At 64.5% G+C, this 25,365-nt stretch carries 26 protein-coding genes and 1 riboswitch; of the genes, 9 read left to right on the forward strand and 17 right to left on the reverse strand.

Translation table 11 applies throughout. The features are described 5' to 3' along the window. Nucleotides 1–70 precede the first annotated feature (70 nt). The 9 genes from hemL to hemE all read right to left on the reverse strand — a co-directional run bounded on the left by hemL (nucleotide 71) and on the right by hemE (nucleotide 9,945). On the reverse strand, nucleotides 71–1,390 hold the full coding sequence (gene hemL / locus ACR30Z_RS01610; protein ID WP_434371042.1) for a glutamate-1-semialdehyde 2,1-aminomutase: 1,320 nt from the start codon (nucleotides 1,388–1,390) through the stop codon (nucleotides 71–73). 57 nt (nucleotides 1,391–1,447) lie between these two features. After that, nucleotides 1,448–2,515 carry an LLM class flavin-dependent oxidoreductase gene (locus ACR30Z_RS01615; RefSeq protein ID WP_144648442.1) on the reverse strand — a complete coding sequence of 356 codons (1,068 nt, stop codon included), beginning with the start codon at nucleotides 2,513–2,515 and terminating at the stop codon, nucleotides 1,448–1,450. Then, a complete protein-coding gene (gene hemB / locus ACR30Z_RS01620; protein WP_144648443.1) occupies nucleotides 2,515–3,495 on the reverse strand; it encodes a porphobilinogen synthase in 981 nt (326 codons plus the stop codon). Before hemB ends, ACR30Z_RS01615 begins: the two co-directional genes overlap by 1 nt. Further along, entirely contained in the window at nucleotides 3,492–4,352 is an 861-nt protein-coding gene (locus tag ACR30Z_RS01625; protein WP_434371043.1) for a uroporphyrinogen-III synthase, read from the reverse strand. Before ACR30Z_RS01625 ends, hemB begins: the two co-directional genes overlap by 4 nt. 4 nt (nucleotides 4,353–4,356) lie before the next feature. After that, nucleotides 4,357–5,355 carry a hydroxymethylbilane synthase gene (hemC, locus tag ACR30Z_RS01630; RefSeq protein WP_434371044.1) on the reverse strand — a complete coding sequence of 333 codons (999 nt, stop codon included), beginning with the start codon at nucleotides 5,353–5,355 and terminating at the stop codon, nucleotides 4,357–4,359. Then, nucleotides 5,352–6,575, reverse strand: a complete 1,224-nt coding sequence (locus ACR30Z_RS01635; RefSeq protein WP_144648446.1) for a ferrochelatase — start codon at nucleotides 6,573–6,575, stop codon at nucleotides 5,352–5,354. Before ACR30Z_RS01635 ends, hemC begins: the two co-directional genes overlap by 4 nt. Further along, nucleotides 6,572–7,273 carry a hydrogen peroxide-dependent heme synthase gene (gene hemQ / locus ACR30Z_RS01640; protein WP_144648447.1) on the reverse strand — a complete coding sequence of 234 codons (702 nt, stop codon included), beginning with the start codon at nucleotides 7,271–7,273 and terminating at the stop codon, nucleotides 6,572–6,574. The genes ACR30Z_RS01635 and hemQ overlap by 4 nt, the downstream gene beginning before the upstream one ends. Nucleotides 7,274–7,345: 72 nt before the next feature. Then, on the reverse strand, nucleotides 7,346–8,824 hold the full coding sequence (gene hemG / locus ACR30Z_RS01645) for a protoporphyrinogen oxidase (protein ID WP_434371045.1): 1,479 nt from the start codon (nucleotides 8,822–8,824) through the stop codon (nucleotides 7,346–7,348). Between the two features lie 5 nt (nucleotides 8,825–8,829). Next, nucleotides 8,830–9,945 carry a uroporphyrinogen decarboxylase gene (gene hemE / locus ACR30Z_RS01650; RefSeq protein WP_434371046.1) on the reverse strand — a complete coding sequence of 372 codons (1,116 nt, stop codon included), beginning with the start codon at nucleotides 9,943–9,945 and terminating at the stop codon, nucleotides 8,830–8,832. Nucleotides 9,946–10,103: 158 nt separating this feature from the next. Between hemE and ACR30Z_RS01655 the strand changes: the two genes are divergently transcribed. After that, nucleotides 10,104–11,426 (forward strand): glutamyl-tRNA reductase, encoded by a 1,323-nt coding sequence (locus tag ACR30Z_RS01655; protein ID WP_144648450.1) that lies wholly within the window; start codon nucleotides 10,104–10,106, stop codon nucleotides 11,424–11,426. A 76-nt stretch (nucleotides 11,427–11,502) separates the two neighbouring features. Here the strand turns inward: ACR30Z_RS01655 and moeB are convergent, their stop codons facing one another. Then, nucleotides 11,503–12,705 (reverse strand): molybdopterin-synthase adenylyltransferase MoeB, encoded by a 1,203-nt coding sequence (moeB, locus tag ACR30Z_RS01660; RefSeq protein WP_144648451.1) that lies wholly within the window; start codon nucleotides 12,703–12,705, stop codon nucleotides 11,503–11,505. 6 nt (nucleotides 12,706–12,711) lie between these two features. Here moeB and ACR30Z_RS01665 point away from each other — a divergent pair, with 6 nt between their 5' ends. The 3 genes from ACR30Z_RS01665 to ACR30Z_RS01675 are packed head-to-tail and all read left to right on the forward strand — an operon-like array spanning nucleotide 12,712 to nucleotide 14,061. Beyond that, nucleotides 12,712–13,446: a TetR/AcrR family transcriptional regulator gene (locus ACR30Z_RS01665; RefSeq protein ID WP_244296480.1), complete on the forward strand. Its 735-nt coding sequence runs from the start codon at nucleotides 12,712–12,714 to the stop codon at nucleotides 13,444–13,446. Between the two features lie 50 nt (nucleotides 13,447–13,496). Continuing rightward, nucleotides 13,497–13,721, forward strand: a complete 225-nt coding sequence (locus ACR30Z_RS01670) for a DUF3107 domain-containing protein (protein WP_011775412.1) — start codon at nucleotides 13,497–13,499, stop codon at nucleotides 13,719–13,721. Between the two features lie 37 nt (nucleotides 13,722–13,758). After that, the gene (locus tag ACR30Z_RS01675; protein WP_434371047.1) at nucleotides 13,759–14,061 is read left to right on the forward strand and encodes a hypothetical protein; all 303 of its coding nucleotides are present in this window, start codon (nucleotides 13,759–13,761) and stop codon (nucleotides 14,059–14,061) included. 91 nt (nucleotides 14,062–14,152) lie between these two features. Here ACR30Z_RS01675 and ACR30Z_RS01680 read toward each other — a convergent pair whose 3' ends face one another. From ACR30Z_RS01680 to thiO, 4 genes are all read right to left on the reverse strand, one after another. Next, the gene (locus tag ACR30Z_RS01680; protein WP_434371048.1) at nucleotides 14,153–14,488 is read right to left on the reverse strand and encodes a 4a-hydroxytetrahydrobiopterin dehydratase; all 336 of its coding nucleotides are present in this window, start codon (nucleotides 14,486–14,488) and stop codon (nucleotides 14,153–14,155) included. Nucleotides 14,489–14,502: 14 nt separating this feature from the next. After that, on the reverse strand, nucleotides 14,503–15,300 hold the full coding sequence (locus ACR30Z_RS01685; RefSeq protein ID WP_434371049.1) for a thiazole synthase: 798 nt from the start codon (nucleotides 15,298–15,300) through the stop codon (nucleotides 14,503–14,505). 3 nt (nucleotides 15,301–15,303) lie between these two features. Next, nucleotides 15,304–15,540 (reverse strand): sulfur carrier protein ThiS, encoded by a 237-nt coding sequence (gene thiS / locus ACR30Z_RS01690; protein WP_434371050.1) that lies wholly within the window; start codon nucleotides 15,538–15,540, stop codon nucleotides 15,304–15,306. Next, the gene (gene thiO, locus ACR30Z_RS01695; protein WP_434371051.1) at nucleotides 15,537–16,817 is read right to left on the reverse strand and encodes a glycine oxidase ThiO; all 1,281 of its coding nucleotides are present in this window, start codon (nucleotides 16,815–16,817) and stop codon (nucleotides 15,537–15,539) included. The genes thiS and thiO overlap by 4 nt, the downstream gene beginning before the upstream one ends. Next, nucleotides 16,809–16,928, reverse strand: a riboswitch (TPP riboswitch). It overlaps the preceding gene by 9 nt. A gap of 27 nt (nucleotides 16,929–16,955) precedes the next feature. On the opposite strand from thiO, the gene thiE reads away from it, so the two are divergent. Next, complete coding sequence (gene thiE / locus ACR30Z_RS01700; protein WP_434371052.1) at nucleotides 16,956–17,639, forward strand: thiamine phosphate synthase; 684 nt, start codon at nucleotides 16,956–16,958, stop codon at nucleotides 17,637–17,639. An 18-nt stretch (nucleotides 17,640–17,657) separates the two neighbouring features. Here thiE and ACR30Z_RS01705 read toward each other — a convergent pair whose 3' ends face one another. Then, the gene (locus ACR30Z_RS01705; protein WP_434371053.1) at nucleotides 17,658–18,326 is read right to left on the reverse strand and encodes a ferritin-like fold-containing protein; all 669 of its coding nucleotides are present in this window, start codon (nucleotides 18,324–18,326) and stop codon (nucleotides 17,658–17,660) included. 112 nt (nucleotides 18,327–18,438) lie between these two features. On the opposite strand from ACR30Z_RS01705, the gene ACR30Z_RS01710 reads away from it, so the two are divergent. From ACR30Z_RS01710 to ACR30Z_RS01725, 4 genes are all read left to right on the forward strand, one after another. Next, nucleotides 18,439–19,389, forward strand: a complete 951-nt coding sequence (locus ACR30Z_RS01710; protein WP_434371054.1) for a TM2 domain-containing protein — start codon at nucleotides 18,439–18,441, stop codon at nucleotides 19,387–19,389. A gap of 109 nt (nucleotides 19,390–19,498) precedes the next feature. Next, entirely contained in the window at nucleotides 19,499–20,992 is a 1,494-nt protein-coding gene (locus ACR30Z_RS01715; protein ID WP_434371055.1) for an RNB domain-containing ribonuclease, read from the forward strand. Nucleotides 20,993–21,260: 268 nt separating this feature from the next. Then, nucleotides 21,261–22,967 (forward strand): DEAD/DEAH box helicase, encoded by a 1,707-nt coding sequence (locus tag ACR30Z_RS01720; RefSeq protein WP_144648462.1) that lies wholly within the window; start codon nucleotides 21,261–21,263, stop codon nucleotides 22,965–22,967. 8 nt (nucleotides 22,968–22,975) lie between these two features. Continuing rightward, nucleotides 22,976–23,854: a DNA-methyltransferase gene (locus ACR30Z_RS01725; protein WP_144648463.1), complete on the forward strand. Its 879-nt coding sequence runs from the start codon at nucleotides 22,976–22,978 to the stop codon at nucleotides 23,852–23,854. 23 nt (nucleotides 23,855–23,877) lie between these two features. On the opposite strand, the gene ACR30Z_RS01730 is transcribed toward ACR30Z_RS01725, so the two are convergent. Together ACR30Z_RS01730 and ACR30Z_RS01735 are read right to left on the reverse strand one after the other, a co-directional pair. Further along, nucleotides 23,878–24,486 (reverse strand): MarC family protein, encoded by a 609-nt coding sequence (locus ACR30Z_RS01730; RefSeq protein WP_144648464.1) that lies wholly within the window; start codon nucleotides 24,484–24,486, stop codon nucleotides 23,878–23,880. Between the two features lie 13 nt (nucleotides 24,487–24,499). Further along, the gene (locus tag ACR30Z_RS01735) at nucleotides 24,500–25,345 is read right to left on the reverse strand and encodes a PHP domain-containing protein (protein WP_144648465.1); all 846 of its coding nucleotides are present in this window, start codon (nucleotides 25,343–25,345) and stop codon (nucleotides 24,500–24,502) included. Nucleotides 25,346–25,365: the final 20 nt, after the last annotated feature.

Below are 25,365 nucleotides of genomic sequence, written 5' to 3' on the forward strand. Positions count from 1 at the left end.
GCCTACCCCCTGCGAGCACGACAATGCCCCGGGCAGTTGCTTTACGCAGCCGCCCGGGGCATCACGAGGATCAGGCAGATGCAGAGGCAGCGGCCTTCGCAGCAGCCGGCAGGGCGTCGAAGATGCGGTTCATCGCTGCGTCGTCGTGGGCGGCGGACAGGAACCAAGCCTCGAAGACGGACGGCGGCAAGTAGACGCCGGAGTCCAGCATGGAGTGGAAGAACGGTGCGTAGCGGAAGGTTTCCTGGCCTTGGGCGTCATCGTAATTGTGAACACCGTGGGTGGACGTACCGAAGGCAACGGAGAACAAGTTTCCGGCCCGCTGGATGGAGTGGTCCACGCCGGCACCGTCCAGCGCAGCGGAGAGCGCGGCCGAGAGTTCCAGTGAGCGGGCATCCACGTGGGCGTAGACCTCGGGAGTTGCATGGGTCAGCGTTGCTACTCCAGCGGCCATTGCCACCGGGTTCCCGGACAAGGTACCGGCCTGGTACACCGGGCCAACGGGGGCGAGGTAGTCCATGACGTCGGCACGGCCGCCAAGTGCCGCCGTCGGCATTCCGCCGCCGATGACCTTACCGAAGGTCAGCAGGTCCGGTGCCCAGCCTTCCTGGCGGCCCGTCAGCCCCCAGTAGCCGGCGTAGCCGGTGCGGAACCCCGTAAGGACTTCGTCAAGGATGAGCAGCGCTCCGTGTTCCTTGGTGATGCGGGACAGCCCTGCGTTGAAGCCCTCCCCCGGGGTTACGACGCCCATGTTGGCCGGAGCCGCTTCCGTGATGACGGCAGCGATGTTCTTGCCGTGGGCAGCGAAGGCGGCTTCGACGGCGTCGAGGTCGTTGTACGGCAGAACCAGCGTCTCAGCTGCCGTGGCTTCCGTTACTCCGGCCGAGCCCGGCAAGGCCAGGGTAGCGACTCCGGAGCCTGCTGCTGCCAGCAGCCCGTCCAGGTGGCCGTGGTAGCAGCCAGCGAACTTGATGATCAGGTTGCGGCCGGTGAAGCCGCGGGACAGGCGGACGGCGGTCATGGTGGCTTCGGTACCCGTGGAGACCATCCGCAATCGCTCGACGGCTGACACGCGATCTTTCACGATGGCAGCAAGGTTCGCTTCATCCGGAGTCGAGGCGCCGAAAGACAGTCCCCGGTCCACAGCCGCGTGTACGGCGTCCAGCACGGCTGGATGTGCGTGACCCAGCAGCGCCGGTCCCCATGAACACACCAGGTCCACGTATTCCTTGCCGTCCGCGTCAGTAAGGTAGGCGCCCTTCGCGGAGACCATGAACTTCGGGTTGCCGCCCACGGACCCGAAGGCGCGGACCGGCGAATTTACGCCGCCGGGCATCAATGACCGTGCACGGTCGAACAGCTGGTCGGACACAGGGGTGTTTGAAGTCATGGTTCCTATTCTTTCAGTGATTCCAAGGCAGTCGGGCCGCCCGGCAGTAGCAGAGGCTTAGGCGGCAGCCAACAGCTCGGCAACCCTCGGAGCTACCTCGGTGCCGTAGAGCTCGATGCAGCGCATCATGGATTGGTGCGGCAAGGTCCCGTTGCTGTACTTCAGGTCAAAGCGGTCAACGCCGAGGTTCCGCTTGAGCAGGGCGATCTTCTGCGCAACGGTTTCCGGGGATCCGACGTAGAGCGCCCCCTCAGGTCCACACATGGCGTCGAACTCGCCCCTGTTGCCCGGACCCCAGCCTCGCTCCGCACCTATCCGGTTGCGCTGCTCGAGCCAATGCGGGAAGAGTTCCTCGCGGGCCGCCTCGTCCGAGTCAGCGATGAACCCGGGTGAGTGCGTTGCGATCTGCCGCATCGGGTGGCCGTGCTTGGCCATCGCGTCCCGGTACAGGTTGACAAGCGGGGCAAAGCGGCGCGGCTCTCCCCCGATGATGGCGAAGATAATGGGGTACCCGTATTCGGCGCAGCGCAGCACGGATTCAGGAGTTCCACCGACACCGATCCATGCCGGCAGCAGGTGGTGCTGCAACCGCGGGTAGACCTGAAGCCCGTTGACGCTGGGACGGGTGCGGCCTTCCCAATGGAGCGGCTTTTGCGCTCGAGCTTGGTCGAAGAGCTCCAGCTTCTCCTCGAACAACACCTCGTAGTCTGCCAGGTCCAGGCCGAACAGCGGGAAGGACTCAATGAATGATCCCCTGCCGAGCATCACTTCGGCCCTGCCATTGGAGATCGCATCAACGGTGGCGAACCGCTGGAACACTCGGATGGGGTCGTCAGAGCTCAGTACCGTGACGGCCGACCCAAGGCGGATCCGGGACGTCACCGCAGCCGCCGCGGCCAGGAAGACTTCGGGGGCCGACACCGCAAAATCGCGGCGGTGGTGCTCCCCCACGCCAAAAGCGTGAATCCCGACGGCGTCAGCCAGCTTTGCTTCCTCCAGAAGCTCGCGCAGGACTTGCGCGTGCTCCTTGGGGTTCCCGTCGGCGTCGAGCCCTGCATCGCCGAAGGTGTTCAGGCCGAGCAGGATCTCGTGTGCCGCTACGGGTGCGGTGGGATCGGATGTCATCAGGACTCCTTCAGCCAGCCTGCCAGTTCGGAGGCCCAGTAGGTCAGGACAGTATCGGCTCCGGCACGCTTGATGCCGAGCACGGATTCGGTAATGGCACCACGCCTGTCGATCCAGCCGTTGGCGGCAGCCGCTTCGATCATGGCGTACTCGCCTGAAATTTGGTAGGCCGAGACCGGCACGGGGCTCATGGCGGCGACATCGGCCAGGATGTCGAGGTAGCTCATGGCCGGCTTGACCATAACCATGTCCGCGCCTTCTTCGAGGTCCAGCTCAACCTCCAGGATGGCTTCCCGGCGGTTGGCCGCATCCATCTGGTAGGTGCGGCGGTCCCCCTTGAGCTGTGAATCGACAGCTTCGCGGAACGGGCCGTAGAAAGCCGATGCGTACTTGGCGGCGTAGGCAAGGACGGCGGTGTTTTTGTGGCCGGATTCCTCCAGCGCCTGGCGGATCACGGCGATCTGGCCGTCCATCATGCCCGACGGGCCCAGCACATGGGCGCCTGCTTCAGCCTGCGCCACCGCCATCCGGCCGTAGATCTCCAGGGTGGCATCGTTGTCCACATAGCCATCGGCATCCAGCACGCCGCAATGGCCATGGTCAGTGAATTCGTCCAGGCAAACATCGCCCATGATCACCAGGTCATCGCCGACTTCTGCCCGGACGTCGCGGATGGCTTTGTTCAAGACACCGTCGGGATCAAGGGAAGCGGTTCCCTGCGCGTCACGAACCGCGGGAACACCGAAGAGCATGATGCCACCGACGCCCAATTCAACGGCCTCGGCGGCTGCGCGCTTGAGCGAATCAGTGGTGTGTTGGACGACGCCCGGCATGGAACTGATGGGGCTCGGTTCGGTGAGGCCCTCCCGAATGAACGCCGGGAGGATCAAGTCTGCGGGTGCCAGTCGGTTTTCGGCGGTGAGCCTGCGCATGGCGGGCGTGGTGCGCAAGCGGCGGGGACGGTGGTTTGGAAAGCTCATGGCAGGTTCCCTTCGTTAGCGAAAACAGATTCCAGGGCGGCCACGATGCCGTCCGGGGTTGGTTCTTTGGCGATGGCTGCAACGGTGATGCCGAGTCGGCCGGCTTCAGCCGCCGTCGGGCGTCCAATTGCGATGAAACGGCAGGTGCGCAGCGTCGGAAACAGCTGGGCGATGCGCCGGGCGGCGCTGGGTGAGGCGGCAACAACCGCGTCCACAGTGCCGGCGTGCACCGCAGTCTTCGCCTCTTCCGGACTGACGGTCAGCGGCTGGACGGGGTCGGAGTACGCGACGGCGGACGGCAGTTCGGCTGTAAGGCGGAGTTCGTCTCGGGCCGGGTAGTCAACGGTCCGATAGGCGATGACGGTTGTTACGTCCGCGCCTTTGGCAGCCAAGCCTTCCCGCAGGTTCGGCGCTGCGATATCGGCCTGCGGAAGGAATACCCTTGCCGGACCTTGTCCCCACTGGCCAAGCAGCCCTTCTGCCGACTGCAGCTCGCTGGGGGCCAAGGCAACGGTCAGGCCGACGGCTTCAAGGACCTGCCGGGATGACGGCCCGATGGTGGCCACCCTCGTCCCGGAGGGGACGAGGCGCGCGACAGTAGTGTTCCGTCCAGCCGCTTTCTCCAGCAGGACACGCACGGTGGTGGTGCTGCTGATCAGCAGCCAGTCAAAGTTGCCCGCGGAAAGCTGGTCCAGCCCTGCTTCCAGCGAAGCTTGGTCCTCTGCCCGCTCAAAGTCGATGAGCGGCAGGACCAGCGGCTCAGCACCCAGTTTCCTGAGGCGCGAAGCCAGTGGCCGGGCACGGTCGGCGGTCCTGGTGATCAGGACACGCCGACCTGCCAAGCCGTTGAGTTTCAACCGCTCAGGATGCTGCAAGGTCCGCGATCTCCGCGGCACCGGCGGCGAGCAACAGCTCAGCCACTTCGATGCCGAGCAGAGTGGCGCCAACTTCGGTCAGACCGTCGGTGGCCTTCTTTTCGCGCACGATCTTGGTTCCGTCCACGGCGCAAACCACTGCTTCGAGGTGCAGCATGCTGCCCTTGCGGAAGGCGTAAGCACCAACGGGAGCTGCACACCCCGCTTCAAGCCTGGCCAGTACTGCACGCTCAGCGGTTACCGCGAGGCGGGTGTCGTCGTCGTTCAGTGCAGCGAGGGCCTGTGCCAGCACCCCGCTGGAGCCTTCAGTGGAACCTGCCAGCCGCGGAGCGTCGTCCGTGCGGCACTCGATGGCCAACGCTCCTTGCCCGGGCGCGGGCAGCATGACGTCGAATTCGAAGAACTCGCTGACGGTATCCAGCCGGTCGATCCGTTCCAGGCCGGCGGCCGCCAGCACCACGGCGTCCAGGTCGCAGGACTTACCGGGAACAACCTCGTCACTGGTATTGCCGGGAAGTCCGGGCACGCGGCCAAGGCGGGTATCGACGTTTCCACGGATATCCAGGACCTCGATGTCCGGGCGCGCTGCCCTAAGCTGCGCTGCGCGGCGGGGCGAGCCTGTGCCCACCTTGGCGCCACCGGGCAGTTCGGCGAGGGTCATGCCCTCGCGAGCGCAGAGAACATCCCTCACATCCACGCGCTTGGGCGTCGCGGCAATGCTGAGGCCGAGTGCTGCCCCTGTGGGCAGGTCCTTGAGGGAGTGCACGGCGACATCGCAGGTTTCAGCCAGCAAAGCGTCACGCAAAGCCGCAACGAACACGCCCGTGCCGCCCATCTGCGAGAGTGACCCGGTCTTGACGTCACCTTCGGTCTTGATATGCACGAGCTCCACCGGGAAGCCGCCAACAGCAGCCAATTTATCGGCGGTTTGCTGCGTCTGCGTCAGGGCCAGTTTGCTCGCCCGGGTGCCGATGCGAACAGTCACTTGGCTGCCTCCGACGCAGGGTAGGCATCGTGGCCGCTGCCGATGGTGGTCCCAACCTCAGCGATGACGGGCTTGGCACCACGGAAGTTTTCACAGCAGTTCGGGCGGCAGACGTCGTACCAAGGACCGAGGTCGGTCACGTGCGGACGGTCAGCAATGTTGTTGTCCACGGTGCGTTCGCAGATGAGGTCCACAAGGCCGGACACGAAAGCTGCATGCGTGCCCGGAGTGGGAACGCGCGTGGCTTCGATGTCCAGGTTCTTGCAGGTTTCCAGTGCCTCGGTGTCGAGGTCCCAGGCGACTTCCATATGGTCGCTGACGAATCCCAGCGGCACGATAACGACGCCGCGAACGCCCTGGGGTGCGATCTCCTCCAGGTGGTCGTTGATGTCCGGCTCCAGCCACGGAATGTGGGGTGCGCCCGAGCGGGACTGGTACACGAGGTCCCATGCGACGTTCGGCGCGACGACATCCATGATGGCCTTGGCGTTGGCCAGGTGCTGGGCGGCGTAGGCGGAACCCTCCGCGAACTCGCGGGGCTCGTCCTCGGAGCGGCCAGCTGCCTCGGCGTCACGGGTGGGGATGGAGTGCGTGGCGAAAAGGACGCGGATCTTCGAGTCCGGGTCGGCTTCACCCGCCGCTGCCAGCTTCTCGCGGATTTCCTGCAGTCCGGAGGCGGTGCCTTCAAGGAAGGGCTGGACCACGCCGGGGTGGTCGAAGTACTGCCGGATCTTGTCGACCTGCAGCTTGCCGTCCAAACCGGTTTCCGTCAACGCGATGCCGATGTCTTCGCGGTACTGGCGGCAGCTGGAGTAACAGGAGTAGATGCTGGTGGTGAGCATCAGGATGCGGCGGTGGCCGGCGTCGTAGGCGTCCTGCAGGACCGGCGCGATGTACGGGTCCCAGTTCCGGTTCCCCCAGAGCACTGGGAGCTCGATCCCGCGTTGAGCCAGTTCGGCCTCGATGGCGGCCTTCAGCTCACGGTTCTGCTGGTTGATGGGGCTGATGCCACCAAAGGCGCGGTAGTGGTGCGAGACCTCTTCGAGGCGCTCGTCCGGGATTCCGCGGCCACGGGTGACATTGCGGAGGAAGGGAATGACGTCTTCCTGCCCTTCGGGACCTCCGAAGGAGGCAAGCAACACGGCATCGTACTGCTTCGGTTCCTGCCGGCCGCGCTCGGTCACGTCGTTACGGGCGGTGGAGATTGCAAGCTCGTTCACGCCAGGACCTCGGCAATCTCGGCTGCGGTCACCCGGCGGCCGGTGTAGAAGGGGATTTCTTCGCGGACGTGGTTGCGCGCGTCGGTGGCCCGCAGGTGGCGCATCAGGTCAACGAGGTCCACCAGTTCAGGGGCCTCAAGGCCAAGGATCCATTCCCAGTCGCCCAGGGCAAACGAGGAAACGGTGTTGGAGATGACCTGCGGGAATTCACGGCCGAGCATGCCGTGCTCGCGGAGCATGGCGCCACGCTCTTCGGCAGGCAGGATGTACCACTCGTAGGAACGGACGAAGGGATAGACACACAGCCAGGTGCTCGGCTCGACGCCACGGGCGTAAGCCGGCACGTGGCTCTTGGCAAACTCTGCTTCGCGGTGCACACCCATGGCGGACCAGACGATCTCGGTTCCCGCGAAAAGCTTGCTGCGGCGGATGGAGCGGACGGCGGACTGCAGGTCTTCCGGCTTGGCGCCGTGGAGCCACACCATGATGTCGGCGTCCGAGCGCATGGCGGAAACGTCGTAGCTGCCGCGCAGGATCACGCCATCTTCGGCAAGTTTTTCCACGAGGGCTTCGAATTCCTGGGCAGCATCGCCGCTGCGCAGGACATCGGCCGAGCGCTTGAAGACGGTCCAGAGCGTGAAGAACTGCTCTTCGGTACCAGCAGTTTTAGTGACAGATTCGGCAGAAGTGTGGCTCATGGTTCAAGTTTGCCCCGTGCCAGCCACTAAGTCGAAACGGATCAGTTCTACAAGGCGTAGAAGTGACGCAAATCACGGAATCGACGGCCCCTCGGCATTTCCGGCGGCAAGCTGCGACCTCGTATCTGCGACCACGGCCGCCAAGCCATTACCGGCCAACCAGCCCCCGACGACCGTCAGGCCCTCCACGGCGGCACAGGCCTTCCGCACTTGCGCTACGCGCTGTTTATGACCGACGGCGGCAAACGGCAAGGCACCCGCCCACCGCACCACGTCCCAATCCACAATGTCAGCTTGGGTCACCGGAACAGTCAACAACGTGGAGGCGTCCTCCAGGGCTGCGGCCAGGAGCGAGTCGTCATCAAGGACAAGGTCGGCTCCCCCACCGGCCTCCTCGCGCCGACCATAGGAAAGACGCAGGACATGCGTTCCAGGACCTGCTTCTTCGGCCAACCAGTCCCACTTGGCCGTGGCATGGGTCAATGCCTTCGCTTTCACCCCGGGAGTCTGCGGTGCCACCAGGATTCCGGTGCCACGAGGCCGGCGGTCCAGTTCCGGCAGGTCCACCACGATGGTCACCAGGCTCACCAACGGTCCGGGAGCAGGACGCAAGCCGGACAACTCCGGCATGGACTTTTCCAGCAGCCCGACGGCAGCAGGACCGTCCAGCGCCACCACCAGCCGCCCGGCGTCGTACGTAGAATCGCCGGCGGTGACCCGCCAGCCGCCTTGCGTCTTGACGATGTCCTCGGCGCGCTTGCCCGTCAGCAGTTCCACGCCACGCTCCCGCAGGTCAGCGACCAACGCTTCGACGATCGTATTCATGCCGCCCATCAGACCGGCGACGGCGGAACCGGCCTTGGCGGGACCCGAACCTGCGCTTGCCTTGCTTTGGGCGACCTTGCGCTGGGCGGCAACCGCTGCGGCCAGGGAGCCATGTTCGCGGAGTCCCGACCGGAGCCCGGGCGCGACCATGTCGACATCCAAGAGGGCCGGATCGGCCGAATGAACGCCACCTACCACCGGGGCGACCAACCGCTCCAAAACCTTCTTGCCCATGCGGGAACGGACCAACGCTGAAACACTGGTGACCTCGGCTGACGTACCCAGCGAAGCCGGCAGCCAACGGTCAAGAGAGGCGCGCACCGCCCCCGCCAACCCGAGCGAACGCCGGACCTCAGGATCCCAAGGGTTGGCCGGAATGCCGAGGACTCCCGTTTTGGGCAGTTCCTGAGGACCGTCCGGCAACTGAACCCACGCGCCGCCCGGATGGGGAGCGACGATCTTGTCTTCCAAGCCGAGTTCGCGCGCGAGGTCGGCCACGGCCGTGGACCGCGTAGCGAAGGACTCGGCGCCGCTGTCCAGGTGCAATCCCGCAACAACGTGGCTCCCGACGCAGCCTCCCCAGTTCCCGCTGGCCTCAAGGACCGTAACGGATGTGCCCGCTATGGCCAGCTCCCGGGCAGCGAGCAGCCCTGAGATGCCGCCGCCCACCACCACGGCCTCCGGCCGTCCGGCGTGCGGATTGGGCGTTGCTCGTCCCCCGCGCATGATTCCTACTCTGCGGGGATCGAGTGGATGAGCTCCACCACCCGCGTCAGGACAGTGGGGTCCGTCTCGGGGGGAACTCCGTGACCAAGGTTCAGGACGTGGCCCGGTGCATGCGCTCCTGCTGCGACGACCTCACGGACGTGGGCTTCAAGGACCTCCCAGGGCGCCGAGAGCAGCGCGGGATCGATGTTGCCCTGCAGCGGAACCGTTCCGCCCAAACGACGGTTGGCCTCGTCGAGCGGCAGGCGGTAGTCGACGCCCACCACGTCGACGCCGACGTCGCGCATGGCAACCAGCAACTCTGATGTGCCCGTACCAAAATGGACCAGCGGCGCGCCGAGGCCGCGGACATGGTCGAGCGCGCGGGCCGAGGCCGGCGCCACGAACCTGGTGTAGTCCGCCAAGCCGAGCGATCCCGCCCATGAGTCGAAGAGCTGTCCGGCCGAGGCGCCCGCCTCAAGCTGCGCCTGGAGGAACATGCCGGAAGCATCGGCAGCCCAATTGGCCAACGCCGTCCAGGTTTCCGGATCGGCATGCATCATGGTCCGTGGACCGAGGTGGTCGCGGGACGGTTTGCCCTCAACCATGTAGGCGGCCAAGGTGAACGGCGCACCGGCGAATCCAATGAGCGGAGTCTTGCCGAGCCCGGCAACGGTCAGGCGCACGGCTTCACGGATCGGCTCAAGGGCTTCCCACGTCAGGGTGGGCAGGGCTGCGACATCCGCGGCAGTGCGGACGGGCTTGTCCAGCACCGGGCCTACGCCGGGGACGATGTCCACGCCCACTCCCGCCAGCTTCAAGGGGATCACGATGTCGGAAAAGAAGATGGCGGCATCGACGTCGTGGCGGCGAACAGGCTGAAGCGTGATCTCGGCGGCCAGCTCGGGCCTGAGACACGAATCGAGCATCGCAACACCTTCACGGACCTTGAGGTATTCAGGCAACGAACGGCCGGCCTGGCGCATGAACCACACGGGCCTGCGGGACGGCTTGCCACCGCGGTAAGCCGTGATCAGCGGCGAATCCGAGGTCCGGCCGTCCCTCAGCGGGTGGTTGGCGTCGAGGGTTCCCGCCGGGGCGGTGGAGGCCGTACTGTTGGATGCTGCCGCGCTAGAAGTCATGCCTTCGATTGTGCCGAAAATCCGGGGCAAAAGATAACGACAAGCTGTCACGTCGCGCCCCGCCCGGGCCGTTGTGGCGGGGATCACCCACCTGCGTGTGGATCACCACGGCGCCACATTGTTCTACCGGGCTACGAAAAAGCTATGATTGGGGTGCTGTGGTTCTTTTCTCATTGGTGGCTACACACGCCGACATCGACCTCGAAACTGTCGCTCAGTTGAGCAACGGTTCCTCTGAGCTTGCCTCGGCAGCCCTGACGGATTCCCCGGTGGTTTCCGGAGCTGTGGTGCTGGCTACCTGCAACCGCTACGAGGTTTACGGCGAAACGGCCAACGGGGCTGACCTTGAAGCAGCCCGCTCCGCCCTTGTTTCCCAGATCAGCGAACTGAGCGGCCTCAACGAGCAACTCGTCTCCCGTTCCTTCGCCACCCACACGGGCCCTGACGTCACCCGCCACCTTTTCGCCGTGAGCGCTGGACTGGACTCCGCCGTCGTGGGTGAACGTGAGATCGCAGGCCAAGTCCGCCGGGCCCTCATCACCGCCCAGCAGGAAGGCACCGCGAGCTCCGGCCTCGTCCGGCTTTTCCAAGCGGCTTCCAAGACTGCCAAGGACGTCGGTGCACAGACCGCCCTGGGCTCCCGTGGCCTTTCCATCGTCTCCGTCGCTTTGGACCTTGCCACCGATCTTGCCGAAAACGACGATTGGACCACCAAGAAGGTTGTGGTCTTCGGCACCGGGGCGTACGCCGGGGCCACCATGTCCCTTCTTCGGGAACGCGGTTGCACGGACATCTCCGTCTACTCCTCTTCCGGCCGGGCAGAAGGCTTCGTAGCCACCCGTGGCGGTACGGCCCTCGACGCCGACACGCTTCCCGCCGCCGTTGCCGCAGCCGACGTCATGATCGGTTGCAGTGGTTCGGACAACCGGGTGGAAGCAGCAGACCTTGCCCGCGTACGGGAGAACTCCGGCAAGCCGTTGATCGCGATCGACCTCGCCCTTACCCATGATTTCGATCCTGCCGTGGGCGAGCTGGACGGCGTCGAACTGCTGACGCTGGAGTCAGTGCGACTCGCCGCACCCCAGGAGCAGGCAGAGTCGCTCTCCCAGGCCAGCGCCATCGTCAACGGCGCTGCTACGTCCTTCGAGACGGAGCGCGAAGCACGTTCCGTGGACACGGCCATCGTGGCGCTGCGCCGCCACACCATGAACGTCCTGGACGCTGAGATGGAAAAGGTCCGTGCCCGCCACGGTTGTACTGCTGCCGCCGAAGAGGTGGAGTTCGCGCTGCGCCGTATGGTCAAGCAGCTCCTGCACATCCCCACGGTTCGGGCGCGGGAACTCGCGGCCAATGGCCAGCAGGAAGACTACGTCGCAGCCCTTGAGGCTCTGTACGGCATCCAGGTGGAACAGCCCCGGGCCGCCGCGCCTGCTGCGGAATGCCCCGTAGACCACGAGCAGCTCCGCTCCGAAAGCGCCTGACGGATTTCCAAGGCGGCCCCCTCTTTCCTGGGCCCTTTCCCAGGCCGCTCCCCCACGGCCGGGCGGTCCACGCCGCCTAGTAGACCGGCTTCCCGGGTTCGACGTCCCGGACCCAGGCGAGAATACCGCCGTCGAGATGGCTGACCCGGGTGTAACCCGCCCTCTGAGCAGCCTCCAGGACAGCAGCAGAGCGCGTCCCGGCCTTGCAGTGGAACACGATGTCCTTGTTCTGCGGCAACTCCACCCACGCCTCACCTGAGAGGATGCGGCCCTGCGGGATGAGCACTGAACCGTCGATGCTCACAATGCTGTGTTCTCCCGACTCCCGGACATCAACCAATTCGAAGTCACGCTCCCCCGACTCCCGCTCCGCCAGCATCCCGGCGAGCTCCTTGGCAGAGACCGTGTGGTCCTGATCGGTTGGCGCCAAAGGCGTCACGCCGCAGAACGCCTCGTAGTCCGTGAGTTCGGTGATGGGTTCGGCTTCCGGATCCTTGGATACCTTGATCTCGCGCCAACTTCCACCCAAGGCGTCGAACAGCGCCACGCGGCCAAGCAGAGAACGCCCGACGCCGGTGATCAGCTTCACCGCTTCAGTCACCATGAGCGATCCAACCGCTGCACACAGCATGCCGAAGACGCCGCCCTCCCCACAGGACGGGACGGAACCGGCTGGAGGGGCTTCCGGATACAGGTCCCGGTACGTGGGGCCGTGCTCGGCCCAGAAAACGCTGACTTGTCCATCGAAGCGGAAGATGGAGCCCCAAACGTAGGGCTTGCCAAGGATGGCAGCGGCGTCGTTGACGAGGTAGCGAGTGGCAAAGTTGTCTGCACCGTCAAGGATGAGGTCGTACTGCGCGAACAGTTCCATGGCGTTGGAGGAATCGAGCCGGACGTTGTGCAGGACCACGTTGACCAGCGGATTGAGCTCGGCAATGGCGTTGCGCGCAGACTCGATCTTGGGGGTGCCTACGTCCTTCACTCCGTGGATCACTTGGCGTTGGAGGTTGGTGAGGTCCACGTCGTCGTCGTCCACGATCCCCAGGGTCCCGACTCCGGCAGCGGCCAGGTACAACAATGCGGGCGATCCGAGCCCACCTGCCCCTATGACAAGCACTTTCGCATTCTTAAGCCTGCGTTGGCCCACAGCGCCAATTTCCGGAATGATGAGATGCCGTGAGTACCGCTCCACCTCGGCCGGCGTAAGCTCGGCGGCCGGTTCAACAAGGGGCGGCAGGACAGTGGGCGCAGCAGAGTGGGCAGCAACAATTGAGGCCATACCCCAATGTATGCCTGCCGATGCCGCCCGGTCATATTACCCACCGGTAGAGTGGTCATAACTGCAAAGGAAAGGCGGCAGACTGTGGCTGACGGCACACGGGCAAACGATGGGGCACCCGCGAAGCAGGAACGGACAGGTTCACCTCGTTCACCAAGGTTGCCGCGGGACGAGCGCCGGGCACAGTTGCTCAACGCCGCGTTGGAAGTGTTTGTCTCCAATGGTTTCCACGGCGCCGCCATGGACGAAATCGCAGAAACTGCGCATGTCAGCAAGCCGGTGCTTTACCAGCACTTCCCGTCCAAACGCGAGCTTTACATGGCCCTCCTGGACAGCCATCTGGCCACGTTGACGGATTTGATGCTCAGTGCTTTGAACTCCACTACGGACAACAAGGAGCGCGTCAAAGCCGTCATGCGGGCCTACTACAGGTTCATTGCCGACGACGACCAAGCCCACCGCCTGGTATTTGAATCGGACCTTATTAACGATCCCGATGTCAGCTCCCGCCTGGAGACTTTCAATAAGACGTTCGCCGACGCGGTGGCGCACGTCATCGCCGAGGACACCAAGCTTCCTCCCCTTGAGGCGCAGCTTTTGGGCCGCGGCCTGGCCGGAATGGCGCAGGTCAGCGCCCGGTATTGGCTTGAAACGGACGGAAACCTGGACCTCGATGTGGCCAGCGATCTGATCTATCGTTTAGCTTGGCGCGGAATCAGTCGATTCCCCAAAGAGTCCTAGGCTACAAATAGAGGACTGACTTAACACTTGATTGGCTTGGAGGCCTTGCTGTGGAAGTAAAGATCGGCATTCAGAACGTTGGCCGTGAAATTGTGCTCGAATCCGCCCTGGATGCCGATGCCGTAGCCAAGATCGTGGCCGAGGCCGTTACCAAGGGCTCGGAACTGCGCCTCACTGACGAGAAGGGCCGCCAGATCATCGTTCCCGGAAACGTTCTGGGTTACGTTGAGATCGGCGCCGAGGAAGTCCGCCGCGTCGGTTTCGGTGCACTCTAGCGTCTTCCCACCCCGCGTCGCCCGCTAAGGAGTCTTCATGCTTTCACTCGTCGTGGTGGTTCTCGCCACCGTTGCCACCGGCTTCATTGTGTGGGCGAATGACAAGCGGCACGGCAAGTATGGAATCGCATTGCCGGCAGGTGTCTCGGCGGCTGTCGGAACGCTGAGCTGGATCGCGTTCATCAGCGCCGGCTTGGGGTACCAGCCCGGCGCGACATGGGTCCCTTGGATCCTGCCGATCGTGCTGGGTACTGCCGCAGCTGCCGGCGTGGTGGTTTATCTGGGCCGGACGCGGACCAAGCACGATACCGCGGTGATGACCAAGGCCCTCCGGCTCTAGGCTCATACCCGGTCCCGCATCACGTCTACACGACAGCAATGGCCACCACCCCCAGGGGTGGTGGCCATTGCTTGTGGCGTTCAAGTCTTTTTCAAGCGGCCGGGTAACGCCCGGGCTCCGCAACGGCTTCAACCGCCGCCGCGGCTGCACTCACGGAGGCCGCGGCCGCGACGTCGCGCCGGGTCACCTGACCGCCGGCGTCATGTGAGACATAGCGCAAGTACACCCGGTTGTAGCGCCAGTCAAGATCCGGGTGGTGGTTTTGTTCTTCGGCGATCCGGCCAATCGCGGCGATCAATGCCAACGCCTTGGCCGCCGTCGAGGTTTTGTAGACAGTTACCAGGCCGCCGTGAAGTTTCCAATCCGGAAGGTCCCTGAGGGCGGCGTCGACCGCGGCTTGAGTCAGGTGGTCTGCCTGGTCGGCCATGATTGCTCCTTCGGCTAGAGGAACTCCGCCCGGCCTTCCATGGCCGAGGACGCGAGTGCGTGCTCCCGCCGCGGAATCCGGCCTGCCCGTTTGGCCAGCCTACCGGCGATGACAGCGTGTTTGAAGGCTTCGCCCATCTGCACGGGGTTCTGCGCACGGGTAACGGCTGTGGCCAGCAGGACGGCGTCACAGCCCAGTTCCATGGCAAGCGCTGCGTCCGAAGCGGTTCCAATTCCGGCGTCGAGAACCACCGGCACGGAGGCCCGTGACACGATGAGGTCGATGTTGTGCGGATTCAGGATGCCCAAGCCGGTTCCAATGGGCGAGCCGAGCGGCATGACGGCTGTGGCGCCAAGGTTTTCCAGCCGCAGCGCCAGGACGGGGTCGTCATTGGTGTAGGCGAAGACTTTGAAGCCGCGGTTCACCAGTTGCTCGGTGGCGTCCACCAGTTCAACGGCGTCAGGAAGAAGCGTGTGCTCGTCCGCGATGACTTCCAGCTTCACCCAATCGGTTTCCAGTGCCTCACGTGCCAGTTCCGCCGTCATGACGGCATCTTTGGCCGTGAAGCAGCCAGCCGTGTTGGGCAGCACCCGGATGTCGTTGTCCACCAAGAGCTGGAACAGCGAGCCGGCCTCAGCCGGCGAATAACGCCGCATGGCGACTGTGGTGAGCTCCGTCCCCGATGCCAGGAGGGCGGCTCCGAGGCCGTCCAGGCTGGGCGCCCCTCCCGTGCCCATGATCAGGCGGGAGCCGAATTCGACGCCGTCAATCACCAAGGCGTCTGTGCGGATTTCAGTACTTGCTGTGGTCATGGTTCAGCCTCCTTGGACTGCGGTTACGAGTTCGAGTTCGTCTCCGTCGGCGAGCGTCGTCGCCGACCATTGGCTGCGCGGCACAACTTCGGAATTACGCGCGACGGCGACACCCAGCTTTCCGCCGTCGGCTGCCTGTCCCTTGTGGTCCAGGACCCGGCCGGTGATGGAGCTGACCAGGGTGCTGACCGAGGCGTCGTCCGCCACTGTATGGTGGGCGCCGTTGAGTTTGATGTTCATACTGGTTCCTTGCTGGGAGCGGCTGCTGGCGTGGTTGTGTGGGGTTCCGGGAAGTTGGTCGCGAAACGGTCCGGCCGGAAGCGGGACCACCGGGAGTCCGACGAACCGCCGATCAGTTCGCCGACAATCCTGGCGGCTACAGGCGTGAGGAGAACACCGTGACGGAAGAAGCCTGTGGCTATGACCAGCCCCGCGATGTCCCCGCGTGAATCGGCCACGCGACCGAGCAGTGGAGCGTTGTCCGGGGTGCCTGGCCGGGCACGGGCCGTGGCCTCGAGCAATTCGAGCTCAGCCACTGCCGGAACCAGGACCTGGGCGTCCCGCAGGAGCTGGTAGACACCGCCGGCGGAGACTGCGTTGGACGTCGCCGACAGGGCATCCTCGCGCTGGGTCGCTCCAATAACGACGGTTCCGTCGTCCCTGGGGACTATATACACGGGCACCCCGCGGACCATGCCCCGGACGGTAGCTGTCACCAACGGCTGGAGGTGCGCCGGGACTCGAAGCCTGAGGATGTCGCCGTAGACCGGCCGCACCGGGAGGCCCGTGGCCTCGGGGAGGCCGAGCAAGTGCGCAGCACCCAGTCCGTTGGCCACCACTGTCTCACCCGCGAGGACTGTGCCTCCGGCTTCGAGTTCCACTCCGCAAACCCGGTTCCCATTCCACAGCACTCCGCGCGCGGAGTCGGCTACGGCGAATCCATGGTCGGCACCGGCCACCCAGGTGTCGTCGCCGGGCGAATGGGCGGCCAACCCCGCCAGCAGACAGTTTGCCAGTTTCCGGGGATCCACTTGGTGGTCGGCTGGAATGTCGAAGGCGCAGGAAATTTGGGGGCTGAGCAGGGGCTCGCGTTCCCGTGCCGCCCGCAATGCCAGCGGCTCGACGTCCAAACCAGCGGCGAGCTGCACCAACCGCAGATCGGCGAGCGCGCGACGGTCGGCGGCGTCGGCACCCACGGCGAGGGTCGGCGTCGTACAGTATCCGGTGCCTTCCCCGGCTCGGGGAAGGCCGCCCACGAAAGCCGGCCACAGACGGGAAGACTCGAGCATGAGCTCCAGAAGGTCTTCCTCCTGGTAGTGCAATTCGCTGACCGGTGCAAGCATTCCGGCGGCGGCGAACGTGGCGCCGGATGCCGGGGCTGGGTCGATGAGCGCCACTGAGCGGCCCTGCCGACGGACCTCGTGGGCTATCCCCAGGCCGATGATGCCTCCGCCGATGACGGCGACGTCCGCGCGAACTGTCGATGTGTTGCCTGGAGCGTGGCGGGATTCTGCCATTCGGTTCCTTCCCTACGCCGGTACTAGCCGGATCAGGTCAAGCGGTCGGCGCTGAAGCCCTCTCAGCCGGACAGTCATATGACGAAGGTCGCGGCTCCCGCAGTACGTGCCCAGTTTAGAGGAACTACTCTGGATTCCATGACCCAGCCTGAATCCCTCGCCTCAGCCCGCCTCTATCTGTGCACGGATGCACGCAAACGGCAGGGCGATTTTGAAGACTTCGTCGACGCCGCGTTTGCCGGCGGAGTGGATATCATCCAGCTCCGCGACAAGACCATCGAAGCGGCCGAGGAACTGGAAATACTGGCCGTCCTGCGCAGCGTTGCGCAGCGGCACGGACGACTCTGGGCCGTCAACGACCGCGCCGATGTTGCCAGTGTTTCCGCGGCTCCCGTGTTCCACATCGGGCAAAAGGACCTTCCGTTGAAGGTTGCCCGCACCTTCCTTCCCAAGCCCGCAGTGATCGGCCTTTCCACCCACACTCCGGAGCAGGTGAATGCGGCAATCACGGCCTCCCCCGGGAACGACGGCTTGGACTATTTCTGCGTTGGTCCGGTCTGGGCAACACCCACCAAACCGGGCCGGACAGCAGTGGGGCTGGACTTGGTCACATATGCCGCAGAAGCCACCAAGCGCGCAGACGAAACCACCCAGGTCGCCGTCGAGCTGCCGTGGTTCGCCATCGGGGGCATCGACCTCAACAACGTGGAACAAGTGGTGGCCGCAGGAGCCAGCCGGATCGTCGTCGTGCGCGCCATCACCGAGGCGGAAGACCCGACGGCGGCAGCCAAGTCGCTGCTCGAAGCCCTGGACGCCGGGTAGCGCCAACGCGGCGGGCAGTCAGGCGGTCAGTCCGAGTTCCGTCATTCGGCGCGCGTGCCTTTCGGCGAGCTCGCCGGTCAGTTTCCTCACCGCGGCCCGGGCGTCGCCGCCGTTCTTCAACGTTGGCCCCACCCTGGGGTGTTCCATTCCCACGCGTTGTGCCTGCGTCAGGGCTTCGCCTACCAACCGGCGGCCCCATAACGCCAGCCGGGAGGCCAGCCTCGGGTCATCGGCCAACGCCCGCCTCAACAGGACGCGGAGGACTTCGGTGGCTTGGTCGGGAGATGCCACCCGCTCAACGAACTGCTGCGTCCCGGCATCGAGGAACCCTGCAACAGCACGGTAGAAGTCCGAGGAAACGGTATCGATGACGTAGGCCTTCATCACGGATTCGAACCAGTCCCCCGGTTTGGTGCGCTCGTGGAAATGGTCAAAGGACCGCTGGAAGGGCAGCATGGCCTCCTCGGGATCGATCCCCATTTCGGAGAGTCGATCGCTGAGGAGGGCGAAGTTTCCGTAGGCACCCACGGCTATCTTGGCCAGTACCGACCGGTCATGGAGTGTGGGCGCGTAGCGGGAATCGAACGAGAGCCGCCCGAATGCGGACAACTCGCCATATGCCATGGCTCCGAAGAGCTCTGCTGCGAGTTGATCGGCCGAGGCGGGTGGGTCCGGTGAAGTGCCCATGGTCCAAGACTAACCCTGAGGCCTACTAGGCTGGCTCGAAGTGAGTTGGCAGCGAGGCGTCCCAAACGTGCCCCTGCCCTCACCTCGTACCCACCCCACTGAAGGATCATTAATGAGTCACCCGAGCTACCCGCCCTCGCCCCAGAACGATGCCGGAGCAGGAGTTCCGCAGATCCCCACCGCGCCCGTCGGCTACGGAGGCCAGTACCAGGCCGGGCCGCAGAACGATTTCCAACCCGGCCCGGGTTCAGCACAGTACGGGGCTCCAGGGTTTGGTGGTCCCGCCAAGTCCTTCCTGGTTACCTGGATTCTCTCCCTGCTCTTGGGTGGACTCGGCGTGGACCGCTTCTACTTGGGCAAGATCGGTACCGGCATTGCGAAGTTGCTCACGGCGGGCGGCTTGGGCATCTGGTCCATCGTGGACCTCATCATCACGCTCACAGGAAATGCACGCGATAAGCAAGGCCGTCCGCTGGCGGGGTATCCGGAGAACAAGAAGAAGGCCTGGATCATCACGATCGTCGTATGGTTCGCCGGGCTCATCATTGGAATCGTGTCCACGGTGGTGTCTTTGACGCTCGTCGCGGCTGCAGTCCAGGGAGGTACCACGCCTGTCCCGGCCCTCCCCTCGACTTCCCAGGAAGCGCCTCTGCCGTCGCCGGGGCCTGTCACTGACGCCAACTCCTTCATGGTCACCGTCTCCGACGGCAACACGGTGAAAGTCAGCATCGTCAACTCCGGGTACACCACCGAGATTCCCGACATGTCCTACATGAAGCCGAAAAACGGAGGGTTCCTCCTGATGGAGGTTTCGTGGGAAACGGTCACGGGAACCAGCCTTTCGGCTCCGACAAACTTCGAGGTCTTCGACGCTGACGGCAACAAGGGAGAGCAGATCTACCTTGAGGAAGCCATGGGGAGCCTGCCTTCCGAGGAAGTCGGACCCGGACAAGTCCGTCAGGGCGTCATCGCCTTCGACATCAAGAGAGGCCCCACCTCGGTGGTGGTCAACGACGACTTCGGCGATAAGGCTGCCACGGTCACGCTGACGCCGGCCAGCTAGCAGCTCCTCCGGATTCACTGCGCTTCGAATGCCCGTTGTCCTTTGGACAGCGGGCATTTGCGTGAGGGCGTCCAAGACTATCCGTGTGTTTAGGGCTAACCTGATTTTCGTGTCACATCATCGGATAGCTCCCAACGTCGACGACTCAACGGACCAGCTCGCGGCGGCCCTTGCCGCGCTAAGGACGGAGCTGGAGCTGCCTGGAGCCTACCCAGCGGAGGCAGTCGCGGAAGCCCAGGAAGCCGTGGACACCCTTGAGCTCCCTGACCGGGACCTGCGCGACATTCCGTTCGTGACCATCGACCCTGCGACTTCCACGGACCTGGACCAAGCCCTCTTCATAGACCGCGCAGGCGACGGCTACAAGGTTCTCTACGCCATCGCCGACGTGCCTTCCTTCGTGGCTCCGGGCGGCGCCCTGGACGCCGAAACCCGACAGCGGGGGCAGACGTTCTACGCCCCCGATGGCCGAATCCCGCTGCACCCGGAGGTAATCAGCGAGAATGCCGGCAGCCTGCTGCCGGATCAGGACTGCAGCGCCTTCGTGTGGAATTTTGACCTGGACACCGACGCGGAGGTTGTCACCGTTTCCGTGGCACGTGCCACGGTCCGAAGCCGTGCCAAGCTCAGCTACAAAGGCGCCCAACAGCAGATCGACGACGGCTCGGCCCCGCCCGTCCTGGCGCTTCTCAAGGAAGTGGGGCTGAAGCGGGTCGAACTGGAACGGCTCCGTGGTGGCGCGAGCCTCAACATGCCGGAACAAGAGATAGTCCAAGCGACCGACGGCGGCGGGTACAGGATCGCCGCGGCTCCCTCGCTGCCCGTAGAGGATTGGAACGCACAGATCTCCCTCATGACCGGGATGGCCGCAGCCCGGCTGATGCTTGATGGCAAAGTGGGCATCCTGCGCACCATGCCCGCACCTGACGAGCGTTCGTTGCAGCACTTCAAACGGCAAACCACCGCCCTCGGCAAACCGTGGGACGGACAAGTCACGTATGGCGAGTATTTGCGGACCTTGGATGCCTCCGATCCCAAGCAACTGGCCATCCTGCATTCGGCTGGGACCCTCTTCCGAGGTGCCGGCTACACGCCCTTTGACGGCGAGGTGCCTGACACAATCGTCCAGGCAGCCATCGGCGCACCCTACGCCCACACCACAGCTCCCCTGCGCCGCCTGATTGACCGGTTCGTCCTGGTGATCTGTGAAGCCCTCAGCAACAACCATGACATCCCCGCGTGGGCGCGTGATGCCCTGCCGACATTGCCCGACATCATGGCGGGTTCGGACCAGCTGGCCGGACGCCTTGAGCGCGCAGCCCTGGATACCGTGGAAGCGGCGCTCGTCGCCAACCATATTGGCCAGGAGTTTGATGCTGTGGTGATTTCCGGATCGAAGCCTTCCAATGGCAACGGAAACGGCAACGGCAGGAGTAATGGGAACGGCAATGGCCCTTACGGCGTTGTCCAGATTGCCGAGCCGGCCGTCACGGCCCGCTGTGACGGCGAACTGGAGTCCGGGACCCAGGTCAGGGTACGTCTCCTGAAGGCCGACATCGCCAGCCGGGAGATCAGGTTCGAACTATTGGCGAGACCCCTTTAAACACGCGATCCGGGCTTTAGGGCTCCCAGAGGATAGACTGGGCCTGTAGTAATGGATGCCCGGTCGTTGATTCAGTTAATTTTTGAACTCAACAAGCCCGCCCCTACGCGATCTTGAGATGTACCAACTGGTCACCAGTGCCAGTACTTAGATAGCCCGCGATCGGCTTCCACTGGACTTGCTTGCGCGCCCGTTCGTGCTCCGGTACGGCTCCGCCGCCCCCGTTGAGCATGCAGCGCCAATGCCCAAATGAATAAGGAAACTCCCTGTGAGTGAATTGCATACCCATGAAGTCCTGACCGACTCCACCGGAACAGAAACCATCGAACCCGAGGAAACGATCATCTCGGATGAGACGCCCCACGAGATCGAAGAAAAGTCGTTCGCCGACTACAACGTCCGCGCCGACATCGTGGAGTCCTTGGCCGACGCCGGAATCACGCACCCCTTCCCCATCCAGGCCATGACGCTGCCGGTCGCCCTCAGCGGGCACGACATCATCGGCCAGGCCAAGACGGGTACCGGCAAGACGCTGGGCTTCGGCATTCCCGCCTTGCAGCGTGTCGCTGGCCGTGACGACGCCGGTTACGCCAAGCTCGCTGTTCCCGGCGCACCCCAGGCCCTGGTCATTGTCCCGACGCGTGAACTTGCCGTCCAGGTGGCCAACGACCTCCAGACCGCCTCGCGCAAGCGCAATGCCCGGATCGCCACCATCTATGGCGGCCGTGCCTACGAGCCCCAGATTGATGCCCTGCAAAAGGGCGTCGAAATTGTGGTCGGCACCCCTGGCCGACTGATCGACCTCTACAAGCAGAAGCACCTGAGCCTGAAAAACGTCAAGATGGTGATTCTTGATGAGGCCGATGAAATGTTGGACCTTGGCTTCCTCCCGGACGTCGAGACCTTGATCGCCGGTACCCCTGCTGTTCGGCAGACGCTGCTCTTCTCGGCAACGATGCCCGGCCCGGTCATCGCCATGGCCCGCCGCTACATGACGCAGCCCACCCACATCAGGGCAGCCGACCCGAACGATGAGGGCCTCACCAAGCGCGACATCCGCCAGCTCATCTACCGTGCGCACAGCATGGACAAGACCGAAGTGGTGGCCCGCATCCTGCAGGCCCGCGGACGTGGCCGGACCATCATCTTTACCAAGACCAAGCGCACAGCAGCAAAGGTCGCTGAGGAGCTCGTCGACCGCGGCTTCGCTGCGGCAGCCATCCACGGCGACCTCGGCCAAGGCGCACGCGAACAAGCGCTCCGCGCCTTCCGCAATAACAAGGTGGACGTTTTGGTGGCCACGGACGTCGCCGCCCGCGGCATCGACGTCGATGACGTCACCCACGTCATCAACTACCAGTGCGTGGAAGACGAGAAGATCTACCTGCACCGTGTTGGCCGTACCGGACGCGCCGGCAACAAGGGCACCGCAGTTACGTTCGTTGACTGGGACGACATGCCGCGCTGGGGCCTGATCAATAAGGCTTTGGGACTCAGCGTTCCGGAGCCCGTCGAGACCTACTCCTCGTCGCCGCACCTCTACACGGACCTCGACATTCCCGAGGGCACCAAGGGCCGCCTGCCGCGCAACAAGCGCGTCCTCGCAGGCGTGGACGCCGAGGTCCTCGAAGACCTGGGCGAGACCGGCAAGAAGAATGCACGCACCGGTGGCTCCGACCGCAATGGCAGCCGGGATGGTGGACGTGGACGCGATGGCGGCCGTGGCCGCTCCGGCAAGTCCGGCGACTCCGCCTCCAGCGAATCCAAGGGCGAAGGTGGACGCAACCGTACGCGCCGCCGTCGTACCTCTGATGGTGAAGCAGCCCCCGCTGCCGGTGCCTCGGAAACACGTACGGCAACCGCCGACAACGCCGAGAAGCCGGCGCGCACGCGTCGTACCCGCACGCGTCGCCGCAACGGCGAAGTGGTTTCCGGTGAGGCCACTGCGGCCCAGTCCAGCAACGCCGAGGCCTAAAGCCCTCAATGACTGAAACTGTTTGGGCGCCGGACGGCGGCAACTTGGTGGTGCACGCGGACAACGCGGAGTTCCTCCCTACGCTGCCGGACGGCGCCTTCACACTCATTTATGTGGACCCTCCGTTCAATACGGGCCGAGTCCAGCGACGCCAGGAAACCCGCATGGTCCGTAACGCGGACGGCGACGGTGACCGCGTCGGCTTCAAGGGCCGCTCGTACGACACCATCAAGGGCGCCCTCCACAGCTACGACGACGCCTTCAGCGATTACTGGTCCTTCCTGGAGCCGAAACTCGTGGAGGCCTGGCGGCTACTGGCCGACGACGGCACCCTCTACCTGCATTTGGATTACCGCGAGGTCCACTACGCCAAGGTGATGCTCGATGCCATCTTCGGCCGGGAGTGCTTCCTCAACGAGATCATTTGGGCCTACGATTACGGCGCCCGCGCCAAAAACAGGTGGCCCACCAAGCACGACAACATCCTGGTGTACGTGAAGAACCCCACCAGGTACCACTTCGACAACGCCGAAGTGGACCGTGAGCCCTACATGGCGCCTGGCCTGGTCACGCCGGCCAAACGCGAGCTTGGCAAGCTGCCTACGGACGTGTGGTGGCACACGATTGTGTCACCAACCGGCCGGGAAAAAACCGGCTACCCCACCCAGAAACCCGAGGGCCTGGTACGCAGGATCGTCTCCGCCTCCAGCCGTGAAGGCGATTGGTGCCTCGACTTCTTCGCAGGCTCCGGCACCCTCGGCGCCGTTGCCGCCAAACTGGGCCGCAGCTTTGTGTGCGTCGACCAGAACGAACAGGCGATCGCAGTCATGCAAAAACGCTTAGGTGGCAAAGCTGAGTTCCACCAGATCCAGCCGACGGCCTCCTGAGCCCGCTTCCTGGGGGGGCTCAGTCAGGCAACGCCCTTCACGAAGGCAGTCACGGAGTCGGCGATCATCTGAACGGCGATGGCTGAGAGCAGCAAGCCGGCGATCCTGGTGACAAGCTCCACGCCGTTCTCGCCCAGCACCCGCTGCACCACACCTGCGAACCGCATGGCCAGGTACAACGACGCCAGCACCACCGCGATGCCCAGCCCAACAGCCAAGTACTCCGCCAGTTGAGTGGACTGCTGGACGAAGACCATGACTGCCACAATGGCGCCAGGTCCTGCCATCAACGGCGTGCCCAGCGGAACGAAGGCCACGTTCTTGTACTTGGCGGCGTTTTCCTCGCCGCTGGTGGATCCTGTCAGCAGCTGCAGGGCGATCAGGACCAGGAGCAGGCCGCCGGCGCCCTGCAATGCGGCCAGCGAGATGTGCATGTAGTTCAGGATCGACTGGCCGAAAATCGCGAACACCACGATCACGCCCGTGGCCACCAGGAGCGCCTGGAACGCCGAACGGTTGCGGTCCTTTGCCGACATTTGAGCCGTCAACGACATGAAAATCGGCACGGTTCCCGGTGGGTCCATGATCACGAACAGAGTGACGATCACCGATGCGAGCAGTTGCAGATCCATCAGCGGAACCCCTTCACCGTATTACCGTGCTGCCGGTTGCCAACTCCTCGATCCGCGCCAAGACCTCCGGCGGCGTCGTGTTTTCGCCCAACAGGTTCGGTTTGCCCGCTCCGTGGTAGTCCGAGGATCCCGTCATCAGCAGCCCATGCTCAGCCGCAAGCCCACGCAGGAAAGTGCGTCCTTCCTCGGGATTGTCCCGGTGCTCCACTTCAAGCCCCAGCAGGCCGGCGTCGATCATGTCCTGGTAAGTGCGCTCCCCCACGATGCGTCCCCTCGACGAAGCCACGGGATGAGCGAAAACCGGAACCCCGCCGGCGGCCCTGACGAGCTCGACGGCGACTGCCGGGTTGGGCGCATAGTGCTGCACGAAGTAGCGCGAATGGGACGTGAGGATGGACGTGAAAGCTTCCGTCCTGTCCGCGACTACCCCGGCGGCCACCAAGGCATCGGCGATGTGCGGGCGTCCCACGGTCGCACCGGGAGCTACGTGGTGGATGACGTCGTCCCACGTCAGCGGGTAATCCTCGGACAAGAGGGTGACCATGTGCTCGGCGCGGGTCAGCCGTGCGTCCTTGGACTTGGTGATCTCCTCCAGCAAGCCCACGTGGGCGGGATCGTGGAGGTAACTCAGCAGATGGACGCTGATGCCCTGCTCTGTCCGGCACGAGATCTCCATTCCCGGAACGAACGCAATGCCGTGTTCGCGTGCCGCCGCGGACGCAGACTCCCAGCCATCGGTGGAATCGTGGTCCGTCAAGGCTACGGCGTCGAGGCCTGCCGCGACGGCGGAAATGATCACCCCGGCCGGTGTCTCGGTTCCGTCGGAAACATTGGAGTGCGCATGCAGGTCTATCCTCACTTTCCCAGCCTATGGGATGT

The sequence above is a fragment of the Paenarthrobacter sp. FR1 genome (assembly GCF_051106045.1).
Lineage (GTDB): Bacteria > Actinomycetota > Actinomycetes > Actinomycetales > Micrococcaceae > Arthrobacter > Arthrobacter nitroguajacolicus_A.